At 67.0% G+C, this 18,490-nt stretch carries 7 protein-coding genes; 1 reads left to right on the top strand and 6 read right to left on the bottom strand.

Annotated features, from left to right (window positions below):
• Positions 1–79: 79 nt before the first annotated feature.
• The 6 genes from mads8 to ORI94_RS21590 form a co-directional block, all read right to left on the bottom strand.
• On the bottom strand, positions 80–5,758 hold the full coding sequence (gene mads8 / locus ORI94_RS21615; protein ID WP_266078210.1) for a methylation-associated defense system ATP-binding protein MAD8: 5,679 nt from the start codon (positions 5,756–5,758) through the stop codon (positions 80–82).
• A complete protein-coding gene (gene mads7 / locus ORI94_RS21610; RefSeq protein ID WP_266078208.1) occupies positions 5,755–7,422 on the bottom strand; it encodes a methylation-associated defense system protein MAD7 in 1,668 nt (555 codons plus the stop codon). Before mads7 ends, mads8 begins: the two co-directional genes overlap by 4 nt.
• Positions 7,413–11,732, bottom strand: coding sequence for a methylation-associated defense system protein kinase MAD6 (gene mads6 / locus ORI94_RS21605; RefSeq protein WP_266078206.1), 4,320 nt, complete (start codon positions 11,730–11,732; stop codon positions 7,413–7,415). The genes mads7 and mads6 overlap by 10 nt, the downstream gene beginning before the upstream one ends.
• Positions 11,732–13,156 (bottom strand): methylation-associated defense system restriction endonuclease subunit S MAD5, encoded by a 1,425-nt coding sequence (gene mads5 / locus ORI94_RS21600; protein WP_266078204.1) that lies wholly within the window; start codon positions 13,154–13,156, stop codon positions 11,732–11,734. The genes mads6 and mads5 overlap by 1 nt, the downstream gene beginning before the upstream one ends.
• The gene (mads2, locus tag ORI94_RS21595; protein ID WP_266078202.1) at positions 13,153–15,294 is read right to left on the bottom strand and encodes a methylation-associated defense system DNA methyltransferase MAD2; all 2,142 of its coding nucleotides are present in this window, start codon (positions 15,292–15,294) and stop codon (positions 13,153–13,155) included. The genes mads5 and mads2 overlap by 4 nt, the downstream gene beginning before the upstream one ends.
• Before the next feature lie 260 nt (positions 15,295–15,554).
• The gene (locus tag ORI94_RS21590; protein WP_266078200.1) at positions 15,555–17,675 is read right to left on the bottom strand and encodes an AIPR family protein; all 2,121 of its coding nucleotides are present in this window, start codon (positions 17,673–17,675) and stop codon (positions 15,555–15,557) included.
• A gap of 369 nt (positions 17,676–18,044) precedes the next feature.
• Between ORI94_RS21590 and ORI94_RS35575 the strand changes: the two genes are divergently transcribed.
• Entirely contained in the window at positions 18,045–18,395 is a 351-nt protein-coding gene (locus tag ORI94_RS35575; protein ID WP_416237866.1) for an NUDIX hydrolase, read from the top strand.
• The last annotated feature ends 95 nt before the right edge of the window (positions 18,396–18,490 follow it).

The raw sequence follows: 18,490 nt of genomic DNA, 5'->3' as shown, positions 1-18,490 counted from the left end.
CCCGATCTTTCCAAAACGCGGCTCGGGCTCGCCGGTACCGCGTGGCCCAGATCCTGTAACCGGACCACGTACTGTCGCCCTACTGCCCGCCTGACGCGGTCTTCGTCTCTCCGCCGTGTCGGGTCACCCGAGGCCGGCACCGCACACGCACCGCGCCGTGGGTGAACGCAGGGTCGGTGGACTTGCTCGCCCACACGTACGCCTCGCCGGGCTGGAGCTGCGCCATCTGCTCCGAGCGCAGTCCGGCGAAGGAACTGTTCGCCTTCTGGAGGTGCTTCAGCCAGGCCGGGGAGGTGAACTTGTGCAGGATGACGTGGTCGGAGAGCTCGATCAGCGAGATCGGCACGGAGGGCGGGTCCTGGCTGGCAACCAGGATGCTCATGCCTTTGTGTCGCATCTCGCGGACCGTCTCGACGAGGCCGGCAACTAGGTCGGGGCTGTCGATGTACTTGTGCGCCTCGTCGAAGACAACCAGCTTGTTGAAGTGCCCTTCCTCGTCGCGGGCTTCGGCGAAGAGCTGCATCAGGACGACGAAGAGGCCAAGGGCCTCGTCCTTCTCGATGTATTCGTCCCGGAGGTCCACGATGATCAGTCGGCCTGGGCGGATGAGGCTGGTGAGGCTGGCGTTGTCGTCGATGTACTCCTCGGCGAGGTTGAGACGTTCCTGGGCGAGCTGCTTGACGTGGTCGGGCATGCCCGAGTCGTCCACGCCCTGCCGGATGGCGGCGAGGCTCAGGTTGTCGCGGTTCGCCCGCATGATGCGGGTGAGCTGGCGGATGTACGTGGACTGGTTGCCGACTGCGCCCATGAGGAAGCGCCAGTGGGATGCCTGGAGTTCTCCGGAGGAGAAGGCCAGTGGCTGGACATCGATGCCGGGGAATTCTCGCTTGCGTTCCGCGACTTGGGCCTCGGGCGTGAGGAGCAGGACATCGGTCAGGGCGCGTGGTTCGGCCCCGTAACGCTCTTTGAGGACCTTGAGCTGCGCCTGGTCGTCGTTGGGGCGCACCATGGAGGTGAACTCCGGGGCATAGTCCATGGTCCGGCTGTAGTGGAACACCACGGTCGCGAGCGGGTGGGGCAGTTCGTTGACGGGCGGGGCGGGCAGCGAGGCCATCTCAACGATGCTGCCCAGGGTGTAGCTCTTTCCGCCTCCCTGGACACCGAAGAGGCTGATGGTGTGGGTCTCGTAGAGGTCGACCGCGACCTTTCGTCCGGCAACCTCACCGAGCACGCCGTGCTGCAGGGACGGGCGGGAGACGCCGAGGAAGATCTCGGGGATGCTTCCCACAGAGGACGTATCCAGCGTGACCGGAGTGGGCTGGGCGTCAATGGTCGACGCCTCGGGGAAGCCGCGCCTGTCCAGCTCGGTCTCCGTCCGCGGTGGAACCTGGTTCGCTGCCGACGAAGCATCGGACGGGGTGCCGTGCGGGACGGGCGACTCTGCCTGAGGCCCGGGCAGCGCAGGTGCGCCATCCTCGACCGATTCGTCCATGCTGCCTTCCGAGCGACGAGGCTGCATCTGGTCGCCGGGGAACGCCGGGGCATCGCCCGCTCCGGAGCAGTCTCCGGCCGAGTTCTCTCCGTCGTTCCTGTAGAGCTCCTGCGCCGGAGTGTTCGCCCCATCCGCTTCCTCGCGCCCAGGAGCTCGGAACTCCGCGTCAGCGAGTCGCGGAACGGACAGCTGCAGAAGGGCCAGGGTGGGAGCGGTGACCGCTCCGTCCGCATCCGGGCCGAACTCCGCCGAGTCCTCGGCGACGGCATCGGACGGCTCTGGGACGCCCGGTCGCCTGGTGGGGATCGCATCGATCAGCTCCGTGATCAGGTCGCTGCCGATCCGGTGGTACTCCACCCCGCTCTCCAACTCCCGATCCGTACCGCTCCGGGCCAGGTCGAAGATCAGTCCGCTACGGGTGAATTCGAGCCGGTAACCGTCGTCGAGGGAGTCGAGAAGGGCATGTGCGGACGTTTGGGGTCCACGCCCCATGGTTCCGTGACGGGCTGCCCGCTCCAGGTAAAAGCGGAGCAGGGAGCCGAGGGCGAGGTTCTTGACCGGCCGGTCGACACGGTCCGGTGTGGTGCATTCCGGGTCGAAGGACTCGGCAAGGATGCGCTCGCTCTGCCCCAATTGCTGGGCGACCTTGATCTTGAGCCGCTGGTAGGCGCTGGTGTCGTCGAGCGCCGTGTAGCACTTCACCTCGACGAGTCGGCAGGTGACGGTTCGTGTCCTCGCGTCGACGTGGAACAGAGCGAGGTCACTGCGCTGGAAGGAGAGCACGTCACCGAGCGCGCCGGCGCGGCGGCGCGCCTCGGCGTAGAGCTCGGGGTGTGCGTCCAGGGGGACGACGATCTGGTTGTGAAGTGCGTCCTGGTAGTCCAGGTAGAGGCGGGCCAGGGACAGCCCGAGAACCTCGGTGCGCTGGTTGGGGGCGGTGGAGGCCAGCTTGAAAGCGAGGTTCCCCGAGAGCAGGCGCAGCTGGTCGAAGAAGGAGTTGAGGTGGCGCTCCTCAACTGCAATGCCGTGCTGTCGTGCGGTGGGGCCGAGTAGGTTGCGCAGCTCGTCGACCGAGTTCGAGCTGACCATGATCTGGTGGCCGAGGCCGCTGTCAAGCGCGGGCGCGTAGTCGATGACGTACTCGGGGCGCCCGTGCTCTCCGGCGTGGTCGAAGTACTCCAGGCCGAGTGTGCGGTCGATTGTGACGACCCAGTCGCCGATCTGATGGGCCTGGTAGAGCAGGGCGCGGTCGTCGTTGTCGAGGGAGAGGACGGTGCACGGCACGTTGCGGGGTGCCTGCCCTGCCGTGGCGACGTTGGCGGCTGCGCCGGCCAGCAGGCCGGGCAGCCGACTCAGGAGAGTGGCGAGGTCCTCGGCGCCCTGGGCGGTGGGCAGGGCGGCTCCGTAGCGCGGGACGGTCCGCCAAACAATTTGCTGCTCGGAGTCCTCATACGCGGCGAAGGTAGCCTGGACGAGTCCGTGTACCGGCGCGTGAGCGATGCCGTGCCGCTTGACGGAGCTGTGCTGCTCGCCCCCGAAGGCGTCGATGAGCACGGTCAGATGAGCGTCGAACTCTATGGAGGGGCTGCGGAACTCCTCGATGGAGCGCACCGAGTAGACGAGTTTTGCGTCGCGCCCCCCGCCCGCCGTGTGCAGGAAGGCTTCCGCCTCGGCGGTGGAGATCTGGCTCTGGGCGCTGAGCAGTTCACCGAGCGCCGTTCCGGTCTCCGGGGCCTCGGGGTCGGTCACGCAGAGCCGGATGTCGTAGGTGAGATCACGGGTGGTCGGGCGCCGCTGGAGTTCGAGGAGGGCATCGGCGATGACCTCGGCCCGCCCCGCGTTGACGACGTTCATGACGAGGGTGCGGACGTACGGGTGGAGCCGTACGTAGCGCTCCATGCGGTCGGCGAGTGCCGTACCGGACAGCGCGCTCGCGCCGTTCGCCGCGCGGGTGCCGGAGGTGGAGAGGTTCAGTCCGGCGGAGAGGCGGCCGAGCAGGCCGCGGGGGTCAGCGGTCTCGCTGGGGAGGTAGGCACCCCAGTACGGGGTGAGGTTGTCCGCCGCTGCCATGAGGCGCCCGTCCTGGCGCGGGACCACGAACGGGAATCCGAGCGGCGACAGCGCTCCCTGGAGAGAACCGCGGGCAGCGATGGCACGGCGCTTGTCCTCCCCGACGAGACGGCCGGTCCATTCCTTGCCCATCGCGGACCAGGTGGCCAGCCAGAGGGCGCGCAGGGGGTGGGTGGGCGAGGCGAGCAGCACGGTGTCGCGCCCGCCAAGACCGTCGGTAAGGCTGACGGCCAGGCAGTCGATCTGCTGGATCCGTGCCAGGGCCACGAGCGCCGCGCCCCTGGCGTCGTCTCCTGCCCTTTCCGTCTGGAAGGTCTGGGCCTCCACCAGTTCGGCGTACGCTTCGGCGTACGCGGCGAGTTCCTCGCGTACGGTCTCGAAATCGACGGCCTCGGTAACCAGGAGATCGTCGACCTCGACCGGTTCGTCGCCGTGACCGCTCCCGCCGCGTACGGCTCCGAAGTAGAAGCCCCGCGCGGAGAGGAACGCGTCGTATGCCTCGGCGGCGCGCCCCTTCAGGGTGCCAGCCAGGTTCTCCTCGTCCCCGGAGGGCATCTCGAAGGTGCCGTCGGGGTGGAGGACCAGGCGGCGCAGCGAGGTGTCCTCGGGGCGGGCGAGGAGGTCCTGCTGGACCTGTACGAGCAGGGGGGACAGCCGGATTTCCGCGCTGCCCGCCGGACGGATTTTGGCGTTGAGGGCCCGCTGCGGGCTCCGCGGCGTGCTGGGCTTCCAGCGGATGTCGTTGAGTACGACTCGGGTCGGGTCGTCCCCCGTGGCAAGCGCGTCGAACTGCAGTGACCTTAGTGCCTGGGCGACCCCGGGATAGCGGCCCGCACTGCGCTCGGGCGGTTCCTCGATCTCGGCGTTCGGGACAACGTAGAAGCGCTCGCTCTCGCCGCCCGGCAGCTCGTGAGCGTTGGGGGCGACGTCGAGCGCGTCTCCCACAGCGTCGAGGGGCGTCACCCGGACGTAGTGCCAGCCCTCTTCCCAGTCGATCTTGTTCAGTTTGGCCAGTTTGACCTTGTACTCGGGGACCGCCCGTGTCCCCTTGTCCTTGTACGCGATCCGTCCGATCGGTCCGCCGTTCTCCGAGACGATCTCCACCCGGAAGCGCTGGAGCGCGTCCACCTTGACCGGGGAGGGCTGCACGGTGAATCGGGCGGTGAGTTCGCGTACACCGTTGTCGCCGGTGAGCAGGTAGGGCTGGCCGACGATCGCCCGGAGTGCCTGGTATTTCTTCAGTTCCTCGGCGTTGTCGCCGGCGGTGGGAAGCCCCAGCTCACGTACCTCGATGGCGACCGTGGCACGTCGGCGTTCGTCAATGCGCCAGTTCCCGAAGGACAGTCCCCAGTTCTCACGGTCGGTGACCACACGGCGGGTCCACACCACCGGGTCCTCCAAGCCGCAGCGGGTCGCGAATCCGGCGAGTTTGGCGGCGAAATCGCCGTCGCTCAGTCCCAGGTCCAGGACGCGCTGGCGCTCGGAGCGGTTCGACGCAGTCAACTTGTCGACCAGCCCCCGGTTCCGTTCGACCCGCTCCTTGACCGCGGTGGGGTCGGCGTACAGGTCGAAGTCGGGGACGAGCCCGAAGTGGTAGACGGCCGCCCCGGACACCTGCTCCCGGTAGCCGTTGGTCTGCAGCGTCAGCAGGTACGCGGCGACCGCGCGGTCACTCGTCCGCCGGTCGGCATGGCCGCGTAGTGCGGCGAGCAATTGGTCAACGCCCTGACGCAGCCGGTCCGGAACCTGCTGAAGGAGGTGGTCGGCGAGCTGAGCGTATGCGTCACCGAGCGGCACCTCCTCGAATGTCGCGATGCCGAAGGAGTCCTCGGCGCTCACCCGGGTGCCGGGCGGAACGAACACGAGGAGCGGCCCAGGGAGCGTTCCCTCGCCTTCTGCTCGGTTGCGGAGTTCGACCAGCTTGGTGCTGGTGACGGTCACGTCGTGGAAGGGACGGGTCGGATCCAGGTCGTCGGCCTGGCCGAGGACGCAGACGGTGGCGGTCGGGCCCACCGCCCCGCGCAGCCGTCGTACCAGAGGCGCCGCCAGCTCGGCGTCGACCTCGGTGATCCGCATGCAGTGACCGGCCGCCCGCTCCCCGACGAGTTTCGCCAGCCGTGGCACGAGGACGCCTTCGAGCGCCTCTCGGAGGTCCTTGGCCGTGATCTCCACCAGACCGGTGGTGCTGCTGCTCATCGGGGCGCTGCTCCCGTCGTCGCCTCGGTCCCGATGCTGTACCGGGGGGTGATGGTCTGCGTCAGATAGGCGTCGGACATGTCCTGGTAGTAGCCGATCTCGCGAAGCCGGTCGAGGAAGGCTGCCGCGTTGGCGCGCAGGGCGGCCTGGTCGTCCAGGTGCGCTCCGGAGAAGCCGTCGGTGTCCGGCAGCTGGTCGATGTGCAGCCCGTACCGTTCACGCAGCAAGGTGAGGAACTCGTCGACGCGCATCGGTGAGGTCTGCAGGTTTCCGGTGCCGTCGTCGCCCTCCCTAAGCAGTGACACCTGCAACAGGACCTCCAGGAGTCTGGCGTCCAGGACGAAGCGTCGGGCAACGCTCTTGCCGCCCGTGCGCCCGCCGCGTGGCTGGGCGATCAGTGCGCCTGGCCGGTGCTTGAGGAGCATGGTGTCGAGGCACTCGATGAAGTAGTTCCGGTAGTGGCGCCCCTTGTAGTGCATCAGCATCTCGATGTACTCGTCGAAGGCGGAGAGCCCGAGCTGGGTGATCTGCTTCAGCTCCGGGGGAAGGTCCTTCTCCTCGTCCCGCACGCGAGTGACCCGCTGGAGGAAGAAGGCGTCACGTTCCTTGGTGTACGACTTTCCGAGCCGTTGCAGCACCTCTTCCGGGGTGAAGTAGTTCCGCCCCGGCGGGTAGCTCAGCTTGGTGGTGTGGCGGACCAGGTGAGCGGAGAACTCGTCGAGCTTCTTCACCTGGTAGGTCGCCTGGACGAAGCGGGGGACGCGCCGGTACCAGATCTCCGCGCTGCGTTCGGCCAGCTCGGCGGCCGGAGTTCCGGGCACTCCCTCAACGTCGAGGAAGAGCCGGGGCCGGTGCGGGCAGCGGTCTGTGCCCTGCCCGCCGGAATGTCCCCCACGGCAGGTGGCATTGCCCGCGCCTGCCTCGATCACCGCCGGAAGCAGCTTCATCATCCGCAGGTGGTACAGGGACAGATGGAAGGCGAAGAGGATCTTCAAGTAGTCCACGAGCACGGTCCTGGGCATGTGGTCCTGGTGGTACAGGAGCCGCATGACGTCCTGGCAGAGCTGCCGTGCCGGCTCCGCGCACAGGGGGGTGTAGGGCGTTCGGGGCCGACTGGTGTCTGCCCGGTCCTGCATCTGGTGGCCTGCCCGCTGTACGAGGTGGAGCAGTGCCTGGGTCTCCACATCGGTCCCCGGGCCGGGCGTGATGTCACCGGTGGAGCGGTCCACATCGGAGAAGAAGAACTCCCGCAGTCCCTTCAGCGCTCCCTCGTCCTCGGTGAGCATCTCGTACAGCTGCTCGTCGGCCCCGTACGGGCGGGACTTCCGGCTGTTGCGGAAGCGGTAGGTGAATCCGTGCAGCGGCCGAGGTGCGGCCACGGCCTCCGTCGGCTTACCCCGGTTGACCAGATCGAGGAGATGGGTCGAGGCCCAACGGGTGGTGGTCTCCCGGTCGAATCCGTCAAACACCTCCGGGTTCCCCAGGAACAGCTTCACGAACACGTCGACTTCGAGGTTCCAGGTCCGGCTGATCTTGCTGGGCATACCGCCGTGCCAGAGCCGTGCCAGGAGCGCCGTGAGCACGCGGTCCATGTCCAGCGCCTTGTAGTCGATCCGGCTGACGCCGGGGTGGGTGAACGTGCCCAGGGCTCCGGTCAGCGCCATGTCGTCTCCTCCGCAACGGCGGCGTCCGCGCCCGGCTGCTCACCGTCGTCGGTCCGGGCCGTCAGTTCTTCCAGGTGCAGTACGGAGTCCTCGGTGCGGTGGATCCTCCGCAGGTCGTGTCCGTGCGTGGTGAGAAGGACCTCCTGGTACGGGACGGCGGCCAGCCGGTTCTTGAACACGGCGAGGGCAAGCTGCTGTCCTTGCAGGTCGGTGACCGAGGGCCGGTAGCCGCGCTCGAAGCGCCGGAGCAGTTCGAACAGGTCGAGCCGGATGTCCAGTTCGGCGGTGCCGCCCTGCTGGCCGACGGGGTCCTGGTAGGTGAGCCGCAGCGAGGTCCGCCCGGACTCGATGTAGGGCGAGTTGGGGGCCGCGCCGGGTTCGAGGCGGAACCCGGCGGCAGGGAAGCGCCGGAAGCTCCGGACGGTTCCGCCCGGAACATCCCGGACCTTCAAGGCGAGGGCGTCGCCGATGCGCTCGGGTGCGACGAGTCCCTCACCGCGGTTGAGTGCTCGCAGGATGGTGTCGCGTTCCTCCACGCCGGTGGCGCCGGTGCGGGAGAGCAGTTCCATGAACCGCAGTACGGAGGGATAGGGCAGCATCCGTTCCGCCCGTTCCTCGTCGCGAAGTTCGAAGTACAGCAGGCGGCGGGTCGCGTCCACGTACCGGCGATGGCCGGTGGCCTGGGCGGCCCGGTCGGTCACCGACCGGCCGAGCCGTGCGAACTCCTGGCCGAGCAAGATCCGGTCACGGTCCCCACGTCCGTCGACGGTGACCAGGGCGCCGGCGGAGAGGAGTCCGCCGTAGTCGAGCCGTCGATCGAGCTGTGGCTGCGGGACGGCGGCCACGTCGGCCTCCCGCAGCAGGGAGAGCAGCCGGTCCCGTTCCCGCGGGGTGCCGTCCGGGGCTGGCGGGGTGCCCAGGTGCGCGGAGAAGTAGAAGCCGTCGAGGATCGCCTCGGTGTCGCCGGCCGCGTACAGCTGGTGGATTTCGGAGCAGTCGCGGCCCGAAGCGAGCGTGTAGGCGAGGGCGGAGCGCAGGTCGCGCAGGGTGATGTGGAGCTTGCCGCGGAGCTGTGTCAGTTCGTAGACGCGGCGCAGGCGCCGTTTGGCCTGTGGGCCGGCGGCGGGGTGCTGGAAGGTCTGGGCGTTGTGCCGGGCGTAGCAGACAGTCGCCAGGTCGCAGCTCTCACAGTCGTCCCAGAACCGTTCGTGTGTCATCCGGTCGAGCATCCGCTCGAGGAGTGACTCCCCGTCCTGCGGTTCGCCGTCGGCACTGAGCGGGCGGGCGGCGACATCGCGGGCGTTGAGGTTGACGACGGCGACAGCCTGGCCGGTGGCGCCTCCCGCGAGACCGAGGTTGGTCAGCTTCGCCAGGTGGGGGAAGCGGTCGTGCCGATGGCTCAGGAAGTCCACCAGACGGCCCTCGTTGATGGCGATCAACCTGGTCTCGCTCTGGACCGGCCACGCTGTCTCGTCGGCTCCGGCGAACGGCGCGAAGAACTCCTCCAGGACGTCGTCGCCGCTGGTCTCGCCCTCGTCCTGGCTGCCATCGTGATTGGTGCGAAACCGGTGCCCGGCCAGGGTGAAGTCGGTGCCGTTGGAGCGGGGCGGTCCGAACTCGGCGCCGAGCTCGCGGGCCTGGCGCTCGAATCTCTCCAGGAACGCGGTCTTGCCGTCCCCCGCGTTGCCGGTGACGACGACCAGGACGTGACGGCCTTCACGGAGGGCGGGGACGAGCTCACGGTCCAGGGCGGTCTCGATGTACACGGACATGGCGTGCGGATCGAGGCCACGGGTGCCCCGGTTACTGCGACGGCTCTGGCTGTAGAGCGTTTGCAGATGGGCTACGAACGGGTTGTGGTCGGGCTGCTGCGGGGCCTCGTCTCCATCTGTGACCACCGGTGGGGCGGGTGGCTGCTGGGCGAGGACGGGCGGCGGGACCGGAACGGGGGCGAGACGGGCCGATTCCAGTCCTTCCAGTGCGGCGAGCAGTTCCTCGGCCGTGGTGAACCGTTCGCCCCGGTGGGGCGAGATGGCTCGCAGCATGATCTCGGCGAACCCCGGCGACAGGTCACCGAATCCGCTGTACGCCGTACGCGGATCGACCGGCCGCACCCCGGGCGGCGGCTGTCCGACACCCTCCCACGGGTACTGGCCGCCGGTCAGCGCCTCGTACAGGGTGACACCCAGGCCGAACAGGTCACGGTCGGCGTACCCGGAGCCGTCCGCAGGGACCTGGTCCAGGTCGGGCGGGGTGTAGCGGGGGCTGGTGTAGGTGTGTCCCTCGGAGGAGTCGGCGGTCTTCGCGATCCCAAAGTCGATCAGCTTGACGCCGTCGTCGGTCCACAGCAGGTTGCTCGGTTTGATGTCGCAGTGCCACACCCCGCGCTCGTGGATGTGTCGCAGCCCCCGAGCGGTGTCGATCGCGAGCCGCAGCACGTCCGCCGCGCCCATCCGACCGCCGCGGATCACCTCCGCGACATCCTTGCCGTCGACGAACTCGAAAACCAGGTAGGGGTACTCGTCCGGTGGCAGCAGTCGGTCCGCGTCGATCATCTCGACGACGTTGGGATGCCGTGCGTCCTGCAGCCGCTGCAGGACGTCCGCCTCGCGGCGCAGCCGTTCCAGGATGGAGTCCCGGTCCCGCAGGACCAGCTTCACCGCCCGGTCGACACTCCTTATCGTGTCGTAGACCCGGTAAGCCACCCCGAAGGAACCGGGACGCCCGAGCCGGTTGCGCACCAGGTACTTCGTGCCGAGCTGGAAATCAGCCGGCAAGTCCCGGAAGAACTCCGGGCCGCGCGGGGAATCCGGTGCCGACTGATCGGCGGTACCTGCCCGGGTCCGTGAGACGGAAGACGAACCCCGGCGCCTGGCCGGGGCGTTCTGCGCGCCAACGACCAGGTCGAGCCGCCGCAGCGCCTCGACGGCGGTGGGCCGGTCCGCCGGATCCGTCGAACACAGCTTCTGCAGCCAGTGCGCCAGCTCCACGCGGACCTGGGCCGCCTCAAGGCCGGATGCCGGCAGCATACCTCCGGCTCCCGCCTGTTCGGTGGCCGAGGAGAAAGGCAGCTCGCCGGTGAACAGTTGGTAGCCGATGACGCCGACGGCGTAGATGTCGGCTTTCATGCTCATCGCGGACGGGTCGGCGTGGCACTCGGGCGCGAGATACGCGCGGTCGGCGACCTGGTGCGCCTCCGGTCCCACGGTGTGCGTGCGCCGCTGCGCGGTCTTTGCGTACTCGAAACCGGTCAGCATCGCCCGCCCGTCCTGGGCGATCAGGACGGTTGACGGGTTCAGCTCGCGGTGCGCGATGTGTCGGTGGTGCGCGTGCGCAAGCCCCATCAGGATGTGCCGGACCGTGCGCAGCTTCGCGTCGGCGGTGAGCGGGTCAGCGGCCCCGGATAGGTGCAGGGCCAGCGCGTGACCAGGAACGTCGTCGTAGACGGTGACGAAGACGCCTTCGTCGTCATCGGGGAAGAAGTCGCGGGCGCCGACGATGTTCGGGTGCGAGGGCAGCTTGCCGAGCGCCTCGTAGGCGATGCCGATCCGCTTCTGCTGCAGCAAACGTTCTGCTTCCGGTGCGTACGGGTCGGCCGTACGCACCGACAGCCGGACGGTTCCCGAGCCCTGCGGCGCGTTGGCGTTCTTGGCCCGGTACTCGCGGTGGACACCGTTACCGCTCTCCTCCGGCGCGGTCTCACCGAGCCGCTCCATCACCTCCCAGCTGCCGAACCGCAGCGGCCCGGACGGGGGCCGGGAGGCGCCCTGGATCGTGCTCACGATCAGGTCGTGGTGGGTGGCGATATCCGTGTCGAACCGGTTGGTGGAGGTGGGGACGCGGCTCACGTCCGCGAGCCGCCCGATCAGGTCGGGCAGGGTGATGGTGTCCCGGGCATCCTGCTGGCGGGGCGAGCGGTCGACGAACAGGGCGTCCGGATACGGCAGGACGACGAGTGCGTCGGTGTAGAGCCGGGACAGCGGAGGGTGGGCCGTTTCCAGGATCGACTTCAGATGCCGGGCGTGATGGCGCAGCTTGGGCAACGGGGAACGGAACGGCGCACGGCGGGACGGGTGCCACTTGCGGCCATCCGCCTCGATGCGGCCCCGGGTGCCCTTGACGTCGATGACGTACACGGCGTGCCCGGTGACCACGACGAGGTCGACCTCGAACAGTTCGTGCCGGTTGCGCGGAATCTCGACGGAGTGCAGGACCGTCCAGTCGTCGGGGGCGTGATCACGCAGGTACGCGATCACCCTCCGCTCGGCATCGTTGACGGCCTCCCCAACTGCAACGATCCTGGCACCCATCAGCCAGCGGCCTCCTCGATGGCGGTGGTGAGCAGCGCGAGGGCTTTGTCTTCTAGGACGTCGGCGCGGTCGCGTTTTTTGTAGGCGTTGCGGACGGTTTCGGCGATGCGGTTGCGGTCGACGGAGGGAGCGAGAGGAATATGCAGGCTTTGGAGCCTGCTTGGAAGAAACCCTTGCTGCTTCCCTCCATAGCTCATGGAGCGAAGCAATCGAAAAGCGACCACAGAGCGAAAGAATGCAAACAGGTAAGCACCTGGAATTTCCCGGTCGCCACTGGACACGCGTACGAAATCTTGACTGTAGGCATTCTTCAGCCAAGATCCCGTGACGAAAACGGCACGGCCGTACACTTCGTTCTCTCCTAGAGTTCCACGACCTGCGATCAGGATCGTCTCATCCGGGAGACTCGAATTACTAGGCGCCTCTGTGGCGCTGATCCATCGCCCCTCCGGCCGGAGCCAGAAAACCTGTCGCTGCCCAAGTAGGCGAATGCCATTCCCAGACTCAACGTCGACCCGCTTGAATCGCGATCCAATTTTGAGACTGGATTCTGTACACACAGTCCCGAATGATTCTCCAGGAACTGATTCCAGCTGGCGCGCCAAATCGTGAGCCCTAGGAGAAAAGTTTAGAGCCCGAAGGGACTCGGCACCCAAACCTTCAACTTTGAATCCAAGGTCGCGCTCCTGCTGATGCCACCGAAGGTCGTTAAGCTGCGACAGCCCGTTGCTGTCGAAGAAATCCTTCGTCGCGGCTACCAAGTCCGCTTGATGCTCGGCGCGCAACTGTGAGCATTCCTCCATGAGGTCATGGATTCGCCCCTCCAAGTCCGCACCGAGGCGCGGCACTGGAAGCCCCGCAATGTGGTGCGGCTCGATGTGCTTCACCGCCGACCCGTACACCGAACCACGCACCAGCGACTCCCCGAACCGACTGAGGAGGAAGGCATACAGATACCCGGACTTGATCTTTTCGGGATTGGGTTCGACCTTGAGCGAGTCCTGCGACGACCAGCAGTCACCCATATCCGGCCGGACGTACGCCCTCCGCCCAGCGTTGAACCCCGAGCATGAGATCAGCGTCATTCCCGGCTTGAGCCGCAGGTACGACAATGCCGACGATTCTGCATCCGCCTTCCGTAGCCGGGGCAGCGTGGTGAGGTCGGCCGCCATCATGTCCTTCGTGCCGAGGAACGGCACGCTGTGATCAGGGTCGGTGAGGTAGACCCGCTTGAACATAGGCCCGTTGAAGATCCCACCGTTGTGGCCTGCCGTCAGGGCTGCCAGCGGCTCCGTCGCCGACACCCGCTCCAGCAACTTCTTCGTCTTCAACGACCCCGCGACATACGGCGACGCGTCGAGCCTGTGCCCCTGTTCCGAGAACCAGCTCGACATCACCGGATTGGACAGCTCGGCAATCTTCACGCGCCTGCCCCCGCGACCTTCCGCGGGTCCGCACCCGGCACCGGATGCTTGGCCCGGAATTCCCGGTACCTCTCCGCGATCACAGGCAGGTCGTTGTCGATGACCTTCTTGCTGCGCTTCAGCGGCCGGGTCACCACCTTGTCCCCGATGCGGAGCCGCTCCATGACGACCTCCGTCTCCACCACGAACTCCCCGTTGGGCTCGCGCTTGAAGAGGTCGTTGCCACGCCGGTCGAACCCGACCTTCTCCGCGACCGCCATGAAGACCGGGTACGGCTTCTCGGTTCCCATCCGGTGGTTCTGTACTTCCTGCCCGGTCTTCCTCTTCAGGAACAGGAGGGTGGTGAGGATGTTGACGTTAGCGTCGACGACGAACGTTTCCACCGGCAGCTCGACACTCGCGAGCACCCAGCAGTTCTCCAGGATGTACCGGCGGATCGCCTCGTCGGTCGGCCCCGGGTTCGACAGAATGCCGTTGGGCAGGACGATGCCGATCCGTCCGCCGGGCTTGACCCACTCGATGGCGCGCTGGATGAACAGCTGCTCGGGCGCCATACTGCTCGGCCGCGAGGTCAGACTCTCCTTGGGCTCGCCGGTGACGGGGTCACGTCCCCACGACTTCGCGATGCCGTTCCTGAACGAGCCGAGCACCGACTCATCGCTGACCGGGATGTCCGCCCCGAACGGCGGGTTGGTCAGCAGTACGTCGACCTTCTCGCCGAGCTTGATCTTCTCCTGCGCCTGCTCCACGCCGGGAAGGTGTCCGCGCGGGAAAGCAAGCGAGTCCATGTGGAAGACATTCCCCGTGGTCTGCGCGAGCGTCATGATCGCCATCGTGGTCGCACGTACCAGGAACGGGTCGAAGTCCGCTCCCATCAGGTGCTTCTCCGCGTACTCCTTGAGGCGGTCGGCGTAGCGTACGCGCTCCTCCTCAGTGTCGGGGAAGCCAAAGGTGCCGGCGTCCTTCTTCCAGCTGTCCCGCAGGTGCTTGAGCGTGGCCTGGAGGAAACCGCCGGTGCCGCAGGTCGGGTCGAGTACCGTCTCGTCCTCCTGCGGGTCGAGCATCTCCACCATCAGGTTCACCGCGCCGCGTGGGGTGAAGTACTGCCCTCGGTCGCCGCGCAGGTTGGTACCGACGAGTTCCTGGTACGCGATGCCCTTGGCGTCGACGTCGGTTCCCGTCAGGTCGTACGGGGCGATCTCGCTGACGATGAAGGCGAGCGCCCGGTTGGACAGAGTGATCTCGTCGCTGGCCTTGAAGACGCCCTTGTACTCGGTCTTGACGTCCTCGAAGAGCCCCTTGACGCGGGTGCTGATGGCGGACCGCCCGTCGTCGTCGAACATCTCATTCAGGCCAGTCCGGAACCTGCCGCGCCCAGTGCCACGAGTGACCCGCTCGTCGTACATCTTCGCGAACAGCAGGTAGAGGAACTGCCAGAAGGCGGCGTCCTTGGGCATGCCCTCGTTGCCGTGGATGTAGTTGTGGCAGCGCTGGAATGCGATCTTGAGCATTTCCGGGTCGGCCTGGCGCAGCCGCTGGTGCGAGGCGACGGTCCGGCTGCCGATGGTGCCGTCGGCGACCTCCCAGTCGCTGCGGTCCTCGAAGGTAACGCCGAAATCTCTGACTACCTTCTTGAGGAAGAAGAAGTCGACCCCGTCCGTCCACATCCCGTCGACACACCTGGGGCGGTCCTCGTTGCCCATCAGCTCCTGGAGGTCGGCGAGGTCTTGCTTCGCCTGCTCGGGCTCACGGATCTTGACGACGTTCTTGCCGCGCTTGGGCTCCGGCTTGCAGACGACGACTCGGAGCAGGTTCGCCGTGGTGTGCTTCGCGCCGGACTCGAAGATCGCGATGTCGGCCTTCTTGGTCCGCTTCCGCGAAGCACCTTCCTCACTCACCGTGACCGGGAAGTCGCGGGCCATGTCGTGGGGGTCGATGCCGTGCTCGTGGACCAGGGCCCGAGCGATGCGTTGCCGCACCTTCTCCTTCGGAGTCTCCTTGATCGCCGTACCGCTGATGTAGTCGACAACCTGCCCCTCTTCAAGGGCCGTGACCTGGGGCTGGGCATCCGCCGCCGCAGGCTCCGCACCCTTCTCAGGCTGCTGCGGGTTCTCCGGGTCCAAGGTCAGTTCCTCCATCGGCGTGCTGCTTCTTCCCTGTGCTCGGTTGTACGGGTGGTACTGGCGGCCGGACGGCCAGGGCGTGCTCGATCGCACCCTCGACCTGCGATCCTACGGCTGTGACCGCATGCCGAACGACGCTTCCTTTCAGGCTGCAATCACGCTATGCGGTGGTGCGGCGCGACCCTACTGCGAGGCACTGACAATCCGCCCGGAGGAACTCCGAGAGCCGATCGCCGCGTCGCCATCCGCACCGCCGCGCACACCACCACGGACGGTCAACTACCGTCCGGCTCGTTCCCCACCTCCAGGCCCTCTTCCAGCCTGACCGCCAGCGCCAGCTCGTCGAGCGACCCCTCACCGGGGACGAACCAGCGAAGCGTCCCCTGCACGGTGGTCACCGTCCCCGAAGCGAGTCGGCGCATCTCCTTGGCGAGGCCACTGGGCGAGTACCATCCCTCGTCCGCGTGCCACTGCAGGGGCTTGTTTCCGTTGCCGTTGCTCCACGTGGCCAGCGAACGCCGAGGTTCCTCCGCCAGCCACTCCGCCATCTCGCGCCGCTCGGGCTTGCTGTACGCCCGGAACTCCAGGACCGTACCGTCCGCGATGCGGCTGTTCGTGATCAGGGTGGTGACGGCATTGACCTGTCGGCCCCGTGTCTCGACCTCGGTCACCTGGTAGTCCTCGCCCAGGACCGGAGCGGTTCGGTCGGAGTCCAGCCCGCGCATGGCGGCCCGGACGACTCGCTCGATCCGCTCCGTGTTGCGCACCGCGGCGATGATGTGGCTGGACTTTCCGTACTCCTCGTCGATCGCGGCGAGTGACCAGGCAAGCGCGTCCCTTACCAGGTCAGGAACCTTAACGAGCTCCCGCGGCCAGTGATACGACGGATCCTCGATGAACCGCGTGTCCAGGCGCCGGAAGACGATATGGGTGACCAGGAGGTCTCCGTAGAAGGCCGCGGCGTCAGCCCTCCACAGCAGCCCGTCCCGGAGAACCTGGAGCTGTTTCCGCACCTCGCGGAGGAGCTCCACCGAGCGCCAGACACGGAAGGCGTTCGGGGCCTCCCCGAAGATCTCGCGATAGGTCTGGTCCTCCCACAGGCCGGCCAGGTTCTGATCACGCTTGGCCAGTGCGGCCAGCTGAGCATTCGAGTGCGTGGCGGCCAGCGCCTCAGCAGCCTCCGCCATCGAGCAGCCGTGCTCCGGCGCGGGCAGGGCCTCGCCCCGCTTGATCACATAGCTGAGGTGCAGCATCAGGGCGAAGTCGTCCCGGAGCTGCACCTGAACCTTGTCCAGGGACTTGAAGTCGCGTTCCTCGATCGGGTTCTGCGTATTCGTGTTCGTGGTGACGTGATCGCCGAACTCGGGCGGGCAGTCCTCCAGAGAGATCAGCCGCACCATAACCCTGCCGTACTGGGTGGTGTCCGGGTCTGCGGTGTACGCACGGTGGATGGCGCTCACCGTCTGCGCACCGTTGACCACGCTGGCGCCGGTGAGCTGGAAGTCCCCGACCTTGCCCGGGACCGCCTTGCCGACCGGCTTGATCGTCTCGCAGAGCATGGTGATGCCGTTGCTGAAATACCAGAAGTGCTCCGGCTCTTCGAGGAGCGTGTTCCTGATCTTGATGTTGACATCGGTCAGGTCCAGGTTGTCGCGGATGTTGCGTGCGAAGAGGCCGCGCCGGTGCTCGCCGTACAGATCGGCGAGGTCCGCCGCGGTCATAGTGCCGTACAGAGCCTTGTAGGGGGCCGACTCCTGAACGAAACCGTCCAACCGGACCCGAGCGTCGATCCTCGGGGCAGCCGCATCCCCGAGGATGGCCCGGTGGAAGTCGCGCAGGTCCAGAACCTTGTAGTCGACCATCTCCTCGACCTGGTTCAGCTCCGCGAGTTTCTCCTCGATGAGCTCCTTGGTGCTTTGGTCGAGTGGAGCAGTACGTATCAGCGCGAGAACCAGCGTGATCTTCGGCGTGCCGACCTCGAAGGCCCGCTCGATCTCGGGGACGAACTGCTGGAATCGGCTGTTGAACTTGGAGTACTGAAGGTCGAGCATCCGGTTCAACCCGCGGAACATCCGGTCGACCTCGGTCTCCCCGAAGCCCCCCTTGAAGTTGTCGCTCCACTTGGCCTGCACCAGGCAGATCCGTGGCTGTGCGGACCGCACCTCGACCGCGATGGCGTCCAGGCCCCGGTCGTCGTCGCCGTCGAAGATCCTGGTCGCGGCGATACGGTCACTGCAGGGGTGCTCGATCTGAACAGCTAGTGCGGCCAGGCCGCGACTGAGGAACGCCTGGACGTAGTCCTTCTCCGCGACCTTCGCCTTGTCCTTCATGTCGATGAGGTCGGTGAACCGCTCCTCGATCGCCTTACGGACGTACCTGACGTGCAGCTTGCTCATGTGCCCCCCTGTTAGTGCACCACATCGCCGACACCCTATCGAGGGGCAATCTTTGATGCGCCTCGAAGGCGGCATCATCGGGGGCAGCCTCGCGCCAACGTACCCCCTCGGTCCGGTTTGGGGTGACGTATCTCCACCCACCGAAGTCCGAGGTGGAACTTCTCTCCAGCCAGGTGCTGCGTGGGGGTGTTAGGTGTTCCTCTGCGAGTTCCGAGCGGACCAGGGCAACGACGAGCTCCGTTCCGTGTTCGCCGCTGTACTGACCGAACGCGAGTGGCCGGTTAAGCGGCCACATGTCAGGATCGGACCGTGCCTGTTTTCCTGGACGCTGCCGAGAGTTTGGGGCGCCCTGCCGTACCGCCTCCCAGGATGCGGCGGGTGGTGTTCGTCGCGGTGCTGAGCTCGGACGGGCGGCTTGCGCTGGTGGCAGAGGACCTGTCTGGAGTTCTTCCCCGATGGGTACTCCCTTCAGGATCCGTCCGAGCCACAGAAACCTACCGTGAGGCGGCAGTGCGCGTACTCCTCGATGCGGTCGGCGCGATGCCGGTGCGCGGGGGCAGTGTTGAAGGATGCCGCTGGGCTCAGGTGCCTGTGCCCGTAGGCCGGAGCCGTCGAGAGGCGCACGTGTTCATCTTTCGTCTCGCTGAAGCTGGTGATCCGCCGGATCATCTGCCCTGGAGGGGAGCGAGGGACCTGTCCCCGAGTGGTGGACACCTCTGAGCCCGGCCCCGGCAGGGGCCGGGTAGGAGGCATCTTTTATGGTGATGAAGGTCTACTCGCCCGAGTTCAAGGCGGACGCTGTCGCGCTGTACCTG

Origin of the sequence: Streptomyces sp. NEAU-W12 (genome assembly GCF_026242095.1) — a bacterium.
GTDB lineage: Bacteria > Actinomycetota > Actinomycetes > Streptomycetales > Streptomycetaceae > Streptomyces.
The sequence above is the reverse complement of the archived record's forward strand: the minus strand, read 5'-3'. Positions and strand labels throughout refer to the sequence as shown.